The organism is Helicobacter macacae MIT 99-5501, assembly GCF_000507845.1.
In the GTDB taxonomy this organism is placed as follows: Bacteria; Campylobacterota; Campylobacteria; order Campylobacterales; family Helicobacteraceae; genus Helicobacter_B; species Helicobacter_B macacae.
Map to the genome: position 1 here is coordinate 669,421 of NZ_KI669454.1, position 13,421 is coordinate 682,841.

13 protein-coding genes are annotated in these 13,421 nt (G+C 39.2%); 8 read left to right on the forward strand and 5 right to left on the reverse strand.

The window, feature by feature from the left end:
* The 4 genes from HMPREF2086_RS02930 to HMPREF2086_RS02945 form a co-directional block, all read right to left on the reverse strand.
* On the reverse strand, window positions 1-1,476 hold the full coding sequence (locus tag HMPREF2086_RS02930; protein WP_023927287.1) for a DUF262 domain-containing protein: 1,476 nt from the start codon (window positions 1,474-1,476) through the stop codon (window positions 1-3).
* A 165-nt stretch (window positions 1,477-1,641) separates the two neighbouring features.
* Window positions 1,642-2,445 carry a pyridoxamine 5'-phosphate oxidase family protein gene (locus HMPREF2086_RS11150; RefSeq protein ID WP_023927289.1) on the reverse strand — a complete coding sequence of 268 codons (804 nt, stop codon included), beginning with the start codon at window positions 2,443-2,445 and terminating at the stop codon, window positions 1,642-1,644.
* A gap of 116 nt (window positions 2,446-2,561) precedes the next feature.
* Window positions 2,562-3,200, reverse strand: a complete 639-nt coding sequence (locus tag HMPREF2086_RS02940; RefSeq protein ID WP_034560830.1) for an NAD(P)-dependent oxidoreductase — start codon at window positions 3,198-3,200, stop codon at window positions 2,562-2,564.
* A gap of 137 nt (window positions 3,201-3,337) precedes the next feature.
* Window positions 3,338-3,688, reverse strand: coding sequence for a cupin domain-containing protein (locus HMPREF2086_RS02945; RefSeq protein ID WP_023927292.1), 351 nt, complete (start codon window positions 3,686-3,688; stop codon window positions 3,338-3,340).
* 231 nt (window positions 3,689-3,919) lie between these two features.
* On the opposite strand from HMPREF2086_RS02945, the gene rrpB reads away from it, so the two are divergent.
* The 8 genes from rrpB to HMPREF2086_RS11425 all read left to right on the forward strand — a co-directional run bounded on the left by rrpB (window position 3,920) and on the right by HMPREF2086_RS11425 (window position 11,387).
* Complete coding sequence (gene rrpB / locus HMPREF2086_RS02950) at window positions 3,920-4,270, forward strand: MarR family transcription factor RrpB (protein WP_034560834.1); 351 nt, start codon at window positions 3,920-3,922, stop codon at window positions 4,268-4,270.
* 377 nt (window positions 4,271-4,647) lie between these two features.
* Window positions 4,648-5,214 carry a manganese efflux pump MntP gene (locus HMPREF2086_RS02955; RefSeq protein ID WP_023927294.1) on the forward strand — a complete coding sequence of 189 codons (567 nt, stop codon included), beginning with the start codon at window positions 4,648-4,650 and terminating at the stop codon, window positions 5,212-5,214.
* Between the two features lie 55 nt (window positions 5,215-5,269).
* A complete protein-coding gene (mnmG, locus tag HMPREF2086_RS12045; protein WP_023927295.1) occupies window positions 5,270-7,537 on the forward strand; it encodes a tRNA uridine-5-carboxymethylaminomethyl(34) synthesis enzyme MnmG in 2,268 nt (755 codons plus the stop codon).
* A 54-nt stretch (window positions 7,538-7,591) separates the two neighbouring features.
* A complete protein-coding gene (gene dapE / locus HMPREF2086_RS02965; protein ID WP_023927296.1) occupies window positions 7,592-8,959 on the forward strand; it encodes a succinyl-diaminopimelate desuccinylase in 1,368 nt (455 codons plus the stop codon).
* Window positions 8,960-9,292: 333 nt separating this feature from the next.
* On the forward strand, window positions 9,293-9,601 hold the full coding sequence (locus tag HMPREF2086_RS02970; protein ID WP_023927297.1) for a hypothetical protein: 309 nt from the start codon (window positions 9,293-9,295) through the stop codon (window positions 9,599-9,601).
* A 724-nt stretch (window positions 9,602-10,325) separates the two neighbouring features.
* Complete coding sequence (locus HMPREF2086_RS02980; protein ID WP_023927299.1) at window positions 10,326-10,523, forward strand: hypothetical protein; 198 nt, start codon at window positions 10,326-10,328, stop codon at window positions 10,521-10,523.
* Between the two features lie 430 nt (window positions 10,524-10,953).
* Window positions 10,954-11,160: a hypothetical protein gene (locus HMPREF2086_RS02985; RefSeq protein ID WP_023927300.1), complete on the forward strand. Its 207-nt coding sequence runs from the start codon at window positions 10,954-10,956 to the stop codon at window positions 11,158-11,160.
* Between the two features lie 14 nt (window positions 11,161-11,174).
* Entirely contained in the window at window positions 11,175-11,387 is a 213-nt protein-coding gene (locus tag HMPREF2086_RS11425; RefSeq protein WP_023927301.1) for a hypothetical protein, read from the forward strand.
* Between the two features lie 193 nt (window positions 11,388-11,580).
* Here the strand turns inward: HMPREF2086_RS11425 and recJ are convergent, their stop codons facing one another.
* The gene (recJ, locus tag HMPREF2086_RS02995; protein WP_023927302.1) at window positions 11,581-13,383 is read right to left on the reverse strand and encodes a single-stranded-DNA-specific exonuclease RecJ; all 1,803 of its coding nucleotides are present in this window, start codon (window positions 13,381-13,383) and stop codon (window positions 11,581-11,583) included.
* Window positions 13,384-13,421 lie beyond the last annotated feature (38 nt).

Genomic DNA, 13,421 nt, shown 5'->3' on the forward strand with positions numbered 1-13,421 from the left:
TTATTTTTGAATTGGGTGTGGCGTAATGTCGTAACGCTCATATTCAGTTTTTTTATTATTGTCATTTTTGTCTTTTTTTTGCACCATTTTTAGATATTCCTCCGTAGCATTGGTTCTTTTATCGTTGCCACTCTCCTTGTCTTTTCTATTATCAATAAACTTCTTTAACTCACTCTCAAGTTCTTTTTCGTAGCTTGTAAAATAAATTAGCGATAAAAGTTTTTCCTCTTTAACATAATTTTTAATAGTAGCCTCACCAACCCTACTTGCCTCTACGCGCAGGCTAAATACCGCTCTTGCAATAAGCCGTAACATATAGTCTGCATTGCCATTTGGGAATTTATCAAAGTAAATCATCATAGCCATAATGTAAATCAAACGATTATATGCAAAACCTGTTTCATCAATACTTGCGATTTTATTTTCATAAAATTCTGTAAGCAGTAATTTTTCATAAAGCCTATTAAAATGTGCTAAAAACTCAAAGAAATCCGCCCCACCGATAAAATTTTGCAAGATACCAAAAGAATTGGTGCTAGGCTGTGATTTTGTTTGCAATGTTGCAGAAAATTCCTTGCAAAATTCATTATAAATATGGCTTTCTTGTGGGTTTGCAATAGTAGAATGCGTGGCATTAGCCAAACTACCCCTATCTCGTAGCCAAATCCTAGCTGGAGCTAATATGTCATTAAATAATATTTTTATGGGTAGATTTTTGTCATCGCTATCTTTAGACACCAAAGATTCAAAATCTTTTGCATAAAATTTTATCAAATCCTTGCAATTTTGAGATTCTAGCATTCTTAAATGAAATGCCTTTATCAAATCATAGCCTTCAAGTCTTTTGCCCTTTGCGTTTGCACTATCAAAGAATATAAAAGCATCATCAAGGCTATTTGTAAAAACGCAGACAAATTCTATATTTGTTTTAAGATACTTTATAAATTCATCTTTATTTCGATTGCTGAACCAAGCATTGATTGTTTCTTGCGCCTTACCTTTGGTATCACTCTCACTAGGAAATATTACATTATCATTTGTTTTATCCAACAATCCACCTCCCAAAACCAAATCCAAAGTCGTAAGCCTTTGCTGTCCATCGACTATGTTGAATTTAACTTGTTTTTTCTTTTGCGGTTCGTCATCATTTTCTTTAGCTTCATTGTCATTTTGCTTCGCTTCATAAATTTCAATGTGGATAATCAAACTACCCAAAAGATACTTTTTGCCCTCTTTCCTTTGCTCATCTATATCTTCGAGCATAATTTTTACCATTTCCTCGCTCCACACATAGGCGCGTTGATAAAATGGGATTACTAGCTTATATTTTTTATCATTGAAATATTTTGCCACTTCCTTGCAATGCGTCAATTTATCCTCATTGCCTACACTATTCTTTACTTCACCACTCATCAACTCACCCAGCGTTAAAACGCAAGTCTCTATCATTGTTTCCGTTGAACTTGTTTCACTCATTTTTACCCCTTTAAATTCTAGAATTTAAACGCATTTTACAAAAAAAAAAAAAAACAATTTCAATAGTTTTTGCTCTATTTTTAGATTTTTTTTATAAGAATTTTGCCCTAAATTTTTAGGGGCGATAAAAGTTGGGTAAAAAATGAAAAAAATCTATGCTTGACTTTATTTGGATTTTTTAGTGAAGTGCTTCATCATTGCTATTGTTTGCTTGAGGGTTTGCAGAGATTGTAGCGTTTGCGCCGATTGCAGAGGTTCTAAAGTTTGCAGGGATTCCAACGATTGCAAGCTAGCACACGCATTGCCTAGATTTTTGCATAGATTATCGTATTTGGCTTGCAAGTCGCTAAGTATGGATTCAAACTCGGCTTGCTTTAGGTTTTGCCCAAATTTTGCTTTCACACTTATGTGTTCAATCTCTATAAACCCCACAAACACACCCCTTTCACTCCCTGCAAACGCCTTTTTGCTAAAGCTAAAATTGCTACTTTGTGGCTCGTATTTAGCCACAAGCGCGCTTAAAATCTCTCTTTTGCTCGCACTATCCTCCACCACGCGAAACTGCCCCGCAATCATCACGCAAAAGAAAAACTGCGTGGGAATCATCGCTCCACCCAAAAACTCCGAGCCAATGTAAGCATAAGGCTTTGTCGCGCTAAAGCAAACTTTGGGGTTTTGCGCTAATAAGGCAAATTTGCGCCCTGCCTTTGCGCCGTGAATGCCTATCGCACCTTTTTGTGCGCTGCAAGAGGGTGTGGGGCAAAGAGTGTTATGTGTAGAAGTGTCGTGTGTTTGAGCGTGGTTTGTCGTGCTATCTTGGCTAGGGGGAAGCGGTGGAAAGTAGCAAAAACTAAGCGGAAGTGCGTAGGGAAGCGGTGTGTCAGGGATACTCATCACGCCATATTGTATCTCATCTAGGTGAGAAGTGATAAGCCCCAAATCATCGCATACAAATTCAGCCCTACGCATTGCCCTCTCCTTAAGAAGTTTGCCCCTTAAAATCTACACCTAAAGGGGATTTTACCTCTAAAGGCTTGCCACTAAAACCATAGAGGTTCATAGAAGTTTTTAAGAGGTTTTTGGCATTATAGCCCAATTACACCAACGCGCACTTGGTTTAGCTTGGGATTTTGGGCTATGTCTATCATCGCGCTTGCATAGTCTGCGTAAGAGCCTTTGGATTGCCCTTTAGCATTTACCTCAAACTCCTCGCCGATGATTTTGTATTTGCCACTTTTGGGTGCGTCTGGCACAAACTCCGCAGGTGGGCTTACATACACCCAATTTAGCCCCTTTTGGGTGCGCAAAAACTCCAAAAGCTCGCCGTGTGCGTTTGCCACGCCTTTGTAGGCTTCTGGGAAGCTAGGCGTATCCATTAGCCTTGTGGTGTGGCTTTTGTCCATATACAAGCCTCCTGCACCGCCCACGACTAGCAATCGCGCCTTATTGCCTTGCAAGATTTTCGCCAAATACTCGCCGTGCTTTTTATACAGGCTAAAGTCTTTCCACTCGCCAAAGGCATCGATGATGACATCAAAGCCTTGTAAATCCGCGCTTGTGAGTGCGAAAATGTCTTTTTGCACTACTTTTGCTCCCTTTTGCTCCAAATCTTTTGCCTTGCTCGCATTGCGCACAAACGCACTCACACTATGTCCGCGACTTAGTGCTTCTAGCGTGATAAGTCGCCCTGCTTTACCTGTGGCTGCCAAAACTGCAATATTCATTTTCGCTCCTTTTTTTGCTATATTTTTGCCAAAAGCACTACTGCTTAAAACCGCCAATCCTACGCCCAAAATCGAAGCCTTTAAAAAAGCTCGTCTATTGTTGTTTCTCATATTTTTCTCCTTTTTTTGAATCGTTTCTATTCGCCCATAATGCCGTCATTTTGCGTCCATTGCGTAAGGCTATTTTCCTTTACCTGCATACACAAAAAGCGCAAATCCGTTTTCGCCGACATTTTACGCATAACGCTAGGTGCGACACGCAACGCGTCATTTGCCTTAAGCGCGACTTTTTGCCCATCTAGCTCCATTTCGCCATCACCTTGCAAAATAATATAAACTTCCTCATTTTGCTTGTGCGCGTGGTAAAATGGCACAGCAGCACCCGCTGGGAGCGCGTTGTATGAGATTTCACAGCCACTTAAGCCCATTGCTTCCTTAAACTCCGTGCGTGGCTCAGCACCAAATGAGATTTTACTAAACTTTGACATTTCTGCCTCCTTTGATTTTTGGTATTTAGATTCGCCAAAAGGATTTCGCTTTTAGCGTGAGGGAATTATAATGAAGTAATATCATAAAATCAAGTAGGGATATTTTTATAATATAATATCATTTTTAGGACTATTGCGTAAAATAGGCTAAAATTTAAGCAAAGATTTTTTGAAATTTTGCTAGAATGTGTCGTTTAAATTTTAAAAAAGGAGTAAAAAATGGGCGCGAAAATGTATAGCGAGGAGTTTTTCTCTCCCTGCCCTGTGGAAACCACACTGAATCTCATCGGTAATAAATGGAAGCTCATCATCGTGCGGGATTTACTCACGGGCAAAAAGCGATTTGGCGAGCTAAAAAAGTCCATAAGCGCGAGCAAAAATCAAAGCATAAGCCAAAATGTGCTCACCCAAAATCTGCGCGAGCTAGAGGGTGCTGGAATCATCAAGCGCAAGGTGTATGCGGAAGTCCCGCCCAAAGTGGAATACTCGCTAACCGAGCTAGGGCAATCGCTTGATGCGATTTTGCTAAGTCTGCAAACTTGGGGAATGACATATCAAAGCAACCTTAAAAAAATCGGGTAGAAATCCGCAACAGAAACACGCAGTGGAGAATCTAATAAGCTAGCGCGGGGGAATGCAGGGGGGAAATCTAGTTCAGAGAGAATTTAGTGACGGGAAAAAATTTGGTGGCAGAAATCTAGCGCGGGATAATCTAGCGAAAAAAAAGCAGTGTGGAAAATAGGGCAGTGAAAGTCGGGCGAAAAATCAGGGCAAAAAAGTGGGTGAAAAATTAGGTAGGTTTTGACAAGGTGTCTAGCAAGCTAGATTTTGATAAGCTATTTTAGTGAGTTTTTTAGTAAAATTATTTCCACATTTTTTTTGGACAAAAATTTTTGTAGAAAAACGATAGAATCGTAAAATTGCCTAAAAAAAACAAAACAACAACTAAGAGGAATAATATGGAATTTTGGAGTGTATTTTTGGTGGCGTGTGCGCTTAGTGCAGATGCCTTTGCTGTTAGCCTTTGCAAAGGATTTAGCCTAAAAAAAATAGAGCCAAAGCATTATGCGATTGTGGCGGCGTATTTTGGTGGATTTCAGGGGGCTATGCCCTTGCTTGGATATGCGCTTGGATTTTCTTTTAGTGCGTTTATCGCTAAGTTTGACCATTGGATTGCGTTTGGTTTGCTCTCTTTTATCGGGCTAAAGATGATAAAAGAATCCTTTGGGGAGCATTCTTGTGGTGTGGAGGGAGCGGATTTTGGCTATAAGATTATGCTTCCTTTGGCTATCGCTACGAGCATAGACGCGCTAGCAGTGGGAGTAAGCCTAGCTGTGCTAGAAACGCATATTTTTGCAAATGCGCTTTGTATCGGCGTGGTGAGCGCGGCTTTTTCTATCCTTGCGCTAAAAGTGGGCAATCGCTTTGGCTTGCGCTTTGCAAACAAAGCCGAGCTTTTGGGCGGTGCTATACTTGTGCTTATCGGCACAAAAATTCTAGTAGAGCATTTAATCGAGGGGATTTAAAGCATTGATTTTGCTATAATTGCGCTTTTTTAGTTTCGTTTAAGGCTTATATATTATGAAAAAAAATCACAAAAAAGATTTTGATATTATTGTCGTGGGTGGCGGACACGCAGGGCTAGAAGCTGCCTGTATAGCTGCCAAGATGGGCGCAAAAGTGCATTTGCTAACGATATTAGTGGAAAATATTGCCCTTGCAAGCTGCAATCCCGCTATCGGCGGGCTTGGCAAGGGGCATTTAGTCAAAGAAATAGACGCGCTAGGCGGGGTTATGGGGCGTATAAGTGATAAATGCGGAATCCAATACCGCACGCTAAATGCTTCAAAAGGTCCAGCTGTGCGAGGCACGCGAGCTCAAATCGATATGGACGCTTATAGAATCTATGCGCGAAATCTAGCTCTAAACACTCCAAATCTCACTATCTCACAAGAAATGGCGTGTGAGATTTTGCTACAATCAGATGGGCTTCCTAGCAAATCTAGCACAAAGGCTAGTGTAAAATCAACTAGCACAAAATCTAAAAAACCACACGATTTGGCACAAGAATCTATAAAACCCAAAGCCATAGGCATTCGCACCAATATCGGTAAATCCTACTATGCTGATAAAATCATCATCACCACAGGCACATTTTTGCGCGGGCTTGTCCATATCGGGGAAAATCAAATCATAAATGGGCGATTTGGCGAGAGTGCTAGCAATGAGCTAAGCCAAAGCCTAAAAAACATAGGGCTAAAGCTAGGACGACTAAAAACAGGCACTTGCCCGCGCATAGATGGGCGAAGCATAGATTTTGCCTCCCTAGAGCGACACATAGGCGATGAGAATCCACCGCACTTTAGCTACCACACAAGTGTGTCTTTGGAAAAATCCGCTAGCGATTTTGCACCACAGGATTTGCCTTGCTTTGTAACCTATACAAATCAAAACACGCATAAAATCATTAGAGAAAATTTCCACCGTGCACCACTTTTCACGGGGCAAATCGAGGGTGTGGGTCCAAGATATTGCCCAAGCATCGAGGATAAAATCAATCGCTTTGCTGATAAAGAGCGACATCAATTATTTCTAGAGCCACAGACAAAAGATTGCGTAGAATACTACATAAATGGGCTTACTACTTCGCTACCTGTGGATGTGCAAGAGGAAGTCATTCACAGCATAAAGGGGCTAGAAAACGCACGCATAACGCGCTATGGATATGCCATAGAATATGACTATGTCGAGCCAACACAGCTAAAGCACACGCTTGAGTGCAAAGAGGTGGATTGCTTGTATCTAGCGGGGCAGATAAATGGGACTACGGGCTATGAGGAAGCGGGGGCATTGGGGCTTATGGCGGGGATAAATGCGGCGTTGAGCCTAAAGTCGAATTTACCAAAAAAAGAAGAAATTTTAGAGAATCATTACGCCAAAAAATGCGCAAAATCTAGCGAGGTAGATTCTACACTTGATAAGTTAGTCTTTCGCCGTGATGAAAGCTATATCGGTGTGATGATTGATGATTTGGTAACTAAAGGCACAAAAGAGCCTTATCGGCTTTTTACCTCGCGTGCGGAGTATCGCTTGCTTTTGCGCGAGGATAATGCGATATATCGCTTGCTAGAATATGCCAATGCACTAGGCACGATTTCGCCTAGTGATTATGCGATTTTCGCACAAGAGAAGCGTGATATTGCTAGTGCTATGGAATATCTAGAAACTGTCTCTATCACGCCTGCTAAGCGTGTGCAGGAGTTTTTGGCTAGCATAAATCAACCTGTGCTAAATGATAAAACCGCGCTTGTGCATATCATAGGGCGAGGTGAGTTTGGGCAAAATCTTTTGCAAAATGATTTTAGTGATTTTTTTGCGCTAGAGGAGTTTTTGGAAAAAGAAGCTTTGGCTAAAGACTCTAGCTTGCGAGTAGCACAGCAAGTGGGACAAAATCTCACACAAGATATTTCGCAAAATATTCCCCAAAATCTTGCTTCAAATTCTGTCAAAGATTTGACTAGCAAGGCAGACAAAAAAGAAAATCCACAAAATTTATTGCCACCGAAATTTCACACTATGTCAAAGCGGACACTAAGCCAAATCCAAATTTTGTGTAAATATCACAACTACATACAAAAGCAACTAAGCGATGTGGCAAATATGAATGAAATGCTAAAGCTAAAGATTCCGCAGGATTTTGAGTATAGGGGGATTTCTGGGCTTTCACTTGAAGTGGTAGAAAAACTTAGCCTTGCAAAGCCAGCTACGCTTTTTGAAGCGAGCAAAATCAGTGGGATTACCCCTGCTAGCTTAGATGTGCTTCATCTATATATTCATCTGCGCTCTTAAAGGAATTTAGTAGCTAGAATCTAATATGCCAAAATCTAAACACTAAGGAAAAAAATGCCACCAAAAAATCAAAGTGATTGCAAAAATATTCCACAAAAATCTTGTCAAAAGGATTTTCAACAATCTTGCATAGAGCTTTTGTGCGAGCTGATAAAGAAACCAAGCATAACCCCACAAGAATGCGGAATCTACCAAATCATAGAATCCAAACTTGACGAAGTGGGAGGGTTTAGATTTTTGCGCTTTGATAAGGGCGGGGTAAAAAATCTTTTTGCTTATAAGGTTTTGGAAAAAAAATCTAGCGCAAAATCTAGTGGGGATTTGAGCGCGGATTCAAATATAAACTTAAGCGCAAAATCAAGCACAATCTCAAGTGATAGCATAAGGCATTTTTGTTTTATGGGGCATATTGATGTCGTGCCTGCAGGGGGGAATTGGAGTGTTGAGCCATTTGGTGCGGCAGTGAGAGAGGGCAAAATCTATGGTAGAGGCGCACAAGATATGAAAGCTGGGGTTGCTGCATTTGTGAGTGCGGTGGTGGATTTTGCAAGAGAGATAGAAGCAAGCAAAATAAAAGCAAGAGGGGTAGGGGAGGCAAGCAAAGCAATGGAAGCAAGCGAGGCAAAATCTCAAAATGACTTGCCTATCCTCTCAATACTTCTAACTAGTGATGAAGAGGGTGAGGGCATATATGGCACTAGATATGCCCTAAGTGAGCTACAAAAGCTAGATTTGCTCCCCACCCACGCTATTGTCGCAGAGCCCACTTGTGATGAGGAGTTTGGCGATATGATAAAGGTGGGGCGGAGAGGCTCGATAAATGGTTCACTCAAAATCATAGGCAAGCAAGGACACGCAGCCTATCCGCAAAAATGCCTAAACCCTATCGAAGCACTAAGCGTGGCACTGCCGCTAATAGCTGGCGTGAAGCTAGATGAGGGCAATGAGTATTTTTCCCCATCTACGCTTGTAGCAACGGATATAAGAGGTGGGCTTGAAGTTTGCAATGTAACGCCAAGTGATGTTACTTTGCGATTTAATCTGCGAAATTCTACGCTTTTTGGATTGGGCGATTTGGAGGTGCATTTTGGGCGTATTGTGGAGATGATTGAGCACAAAGTAGAGGGTGTGAAATGTGAGCTAACTCTATCCCAAAGCTCAAAGCCGTTTTTAAGCAATGCTAATAGCACTCTTATAAAATCTCTAGCAAAAAGTGTGGAGAAAATCACGCATATAACGCCCACTCTTGGCACAGGTGGTGGGACAAGCGATGCGAGATTTGCCAAAGAGTTTGGTATAGAAGTGGCGGAATTTGGCGTGAAAAATGACAAAATCCACAGCGTAGATGAATGCGTAGAGATAGCCCAAGTAGTGGGACTTTATGAAGTGTTTTTGGATTTTCTAAAAAATGAGATAGCGTAGATAAAATCTTTTGTCAAAAAATATGTTTTTGGATTTTTATTTTACTGCAGTGCTAGTGTAAATTATGAAAAACATAATCATTTCATAAATTTAATCATTTTTATATGCTTTCTGCATATTTTTAATTATTTTTACACATTTTTGTATAAAATCGTAACATATTTGTATTTTTTACAAAAGTTAAAATATATTTTACTTGACAAATTATTTTTTCTCTTTTACAATTTACTTGCTACCCCAAAAAGAATTGATAAATAATTGACAGATTATTAAATCTTTTCTTTAAAAATTTTTAAGAGGTGGCAATATTACTTCATTGAAAGGAGGCGCGAAATGAATAAAATCATTTCAATCCTAGCTTTAAGTGCCTTTGTAGGCATTAGTGGTTTATCAGCTGGCGTTGATTCTAGCCAATCCAAAGCAGTGCAAACGCTATCTAAAGCAGATAGTGAGTTTCTATTTGGTGCAAATGCTAAGAATCTAAATGTAGAAATTCTATCTCAAAAAGAGCTAGATGAAACAAGAGCCGAGTTTTGGCCTTTGTTTTTATACGGACTTAGCATAGGCTATATGGGTGTAGCAAATGCTCCAGGACCAAATGGTCCTACTTATAGTCATCCTGCACAAGTTTTTTGGAAATAGATGACTAATAATATCCAAAACATAGAAATGTTGCATTTTTTGGAAGCATTTGTGTATCAAACCACATATTTCCTGCTGTTTGTGCAGCCACTATGTTTTGGGCTTTTGTTTGGGAAATACACAAAATTGCGTGATATTTTTTTGTGTTTGTGCTTGATTTTTGCACAACTTTTTCTTATTGATTTTGATTATTCTCGCTTGAGTGTTCCTACATTAAGTGCCTTGAATTATATCTGCTTTGCACTATCTTTAGGTGGTTTTGGCTATATGATGAGATTATTATACATTGTTACAAAGGCAAGGAATGTGGCAAAAAATAACACAAAATGTTCTGTGGAATATTATCCAAAGTATTTTACAAAAGATTTTATGGGTATAGTCATTATTTTTGCGTTACTGTTCGTGGTAGTGGTAGCAAAAATGGTGTATGATTTTGTTTAAAAATTAAGAATCTAAAGAAAGATGATAAGTTATAAAAAATAGAAATACTTAAAAACTTAATCATTTTTATATTTTCTGCATATTTTTGTATAAAATCGTAACATATTTGGATTTTTTATAAAGATTAAAATATATTTTGCTTGATAAATTATTTTTTATTCACTTATAATTTACTTGCCACCCCAAAAAGAATTGATAAAGAATTGACAGATTATTAAATCTTTTCTTTAGAAAATTCTTTTAAGAGGTGGCAAAATATTACTTCATTAAAAGGAGGTGCGAAATGAAGCAAATCATTTCAATCTTAGAGCCTTGTTCTTTTGTGGGTATATCTGTGTCAAGTGTGCAAACTCCGCAAGCCACACTTACTACCCCTGCACCTAGTGTGCAAAAAATCCACACTCACAAAGGCAGTGGACTCTCCGTTGTAGCTGGAGGCATTGTATTTGGTGGGCTTGGTAGCAAGATTGGTATTCGTTAGTGTAATTTTTGTCAATCAGGCAATATTATGAAGCGATTATCAAAAGTCTTTCTTTTTTACTTTTTTGGTATGTTTTTTAGCCATTTGATAATCACTTATGTGATTTCTCATATACCCGCTTGGGGATATGCTACCTTACAACAAGGGAAAATCATAGAATGGCTAACTTCAGCTTTTGTTGTGGCATTTTTTTGGGCGATTAGTATGTGTGCTTTTTTGCTTTTTAGACGCAAAAGACATTAGCAAAATATCCACATACCAAAAAAGTTTTTATGTATTTATGCAAGCTAAGCAAGGGATAAAATCCTTGCTTAGCAAAAAATATTTTAAATCATAAAATAGATGGTAGAATCTCTTAAAAAAGTGCTAAGAGAAATGTTTTTCTTACATTTGAGGGCACGATAGTTTATAAATGAGTAAGGCTTTCAAAATGAAATTATGTAAAATCTGCATATATTGGTTTTTGCTAATGTTTGTTGGGTTTTTGATTCCGCCATATATTTTTCCTTATGTCCCCATTGAGTTTTTTGCAGAATGGGGCTTAGAGTGGCAACAATCGGCATTTGCAAGGGCTTTTAGCGTAGGGGTTATGAGTGCGCTCGGGGCAGGTGCTTGGCATTATTTGAAAAAAGATTAAAGGATAGTTTTGCAATGAAAGGTTATGTTGTCCGCTTTGTTTATATGTTTTTGTTTTTCCTGCTTGTGCCAAATCTGCTTGCCTTTGTCCCATTTTTTGATAGATTTTTTTCTGCGAAATTTAGCTCATTTGGGATAGATTTTGTTTTGACAGTTATTGGGGCTTTTATTATGGGGTTGGGCTTTGCGTTTTTTGGTAAATCAAAAAATGATAAGGCTAACACATAGGCTAAGCAAAAATAGCAAAATGTATTTACCAAAAAGCAGATGACTTTTTGAAGCAAAAACTCGTTAGTTTTATATGCTTAGTTTTTAGCGTGCTTAGATTTTGTGCTATTTGAGTTTATCTAGCGTGCTAGATTTTGCACGCTAGACAGGTGTTTTACTCGTGAGTATAGATTTCTTAAAAATGGTGCAAAATCTATAATATTTCGCTTATAATCATCACAGCTTTGCCACTAAAAGAATCTCTTTGTAATGTGAATCTAGCCGTGATTTCATCGCCTTTTTGTAGTTCTTTCTCACAGAAAAAATACATTGCTTTTAGGTGAATATTTTGCGCTAGATTTTGATTGGTGTCCTGCTTGGAATCTTGCCTAGAAATTTGCGCCAAATCTTGCTTAGCATCTTTTATAAAATCCTGCTTGGTATTAAAATCTTGCGGGCAATTTAGGGGACTAACATAATCTAGTGGGCTAAAAATGATTTTTCTATGCACTTCTTTGATAATATCTACGCTTTCTACGCGCAAAGTAGCTTCAAAAATAGGCTTTGGATTGCCCTGCCCATAGGGCTCAAACTCTTCTAATATATGTAGCAACTCCTCATCAATATCTCTAGAATCTATTTTTAGCAAAAACTCATCGCACAAATTTTCATCATTTTTTGCATAGTCTATATTCACGCTTGCCAAATACTTGCAAAACTCCTCATATTTCTCCTCATCTAGCTGCACTCCTGCCGCGCTTTTGTGTCCGCCAAACTCTCCTAAAATTTCTTTTCCTCCATTTAGCAAATCTATGATATTCACACCGACAATCCCGCGCACCGAGCCTTTTAAAATGTTTTTTTGGTTTGTGGTGTTGCTAGCTTGGTTTGTCAGCACAAAGGCGCATTTTTGGAATCTTTTTGCAAGTTTGGCAGCTACTATGCCTAGCACGCCCTCATTCCATTGTCCTTTTGTGATTATTGCATTTGGGTATTGGCGTGCGTTTTTTAGGGCGGACTCTAGGGTGTCATTGGCGCATTTTTTGCGCTCCTCGTTTATGGATTTTAGATTTTCTAGGCTTACCTTTGTAGAGTCTAGCAAAAATTCGCTTGCTATTGCCCCCTCGCCCATCCTGCCTGCTGAATTTAGCACGGGCGTTATGCTAAAGGCAATGTCGCTTGCTGTGGGGAATGGTGTCTTTAAGAGTGTTTTTAGTTTGCTTATGCAGGGGAAGTGTGGGTGTTTTAACTTTTTGATTCCATATAGCACGATTGTTTTGTTGATATGTTTTAGGGGCATCATATCTGCGATAGTGGCGAGTGCTACAAACTCTAGCAATGGAGCTAAATCTATGCTATTTGCAGGGATTGAATCTATTTTTTGCAGGGCGATTTTTGTCCCTGCGCATAGATACCACGCCACAAGCGCACCGCAAATCTCTTTTTGTGGGAACTCACAATCGTGTCGCTGTGGGTTTATGATAAAATCTGCATTTGGTAACTGCTCTTTTGGCAAATGATGGTCAGTGATGATTAGGCTTCTACCCGAAGTTGCGCAAAACTGAGCTGCTTCAAACGCGTTTATTCCATTATCTACGGTAATGACAATATCGCTAGGATTTTCTTGCAAGATTTTTTGGCTTATACCATAGCCGTCCCTAAAGCGATTTGGGATAATGTAGGTGGCATTTTTGTGCCCCACAGAGTGCAAAAATCTCATCATAATCGCACTAGATACAATCCCATCGACATCATAATCACCCACGACTAAAATCTGCTTTTGATTTGCTATCGCTTGGGCGAGGAAATGTGAGGCTTGCTCGCAGTCTTTGAGAGAAAATGGATGGGGTAAGGAGGATAGAGATGAGAAATCCCACTTGCTATTTTTGGATTTTAGGAGTTGGTGGATTTGTGTTTTGCTAATAGGTGGTGTGTAGCTTTGACTTGAGTTTTGGTTTGGGCTTTGTTTGGGAGGTTGCTCGTGGGGTTGATTGGATTTTTTAGGATTTTTTATCATAGATTCTCTTTATAATTTTTGCGTGGATTTGACTAAAA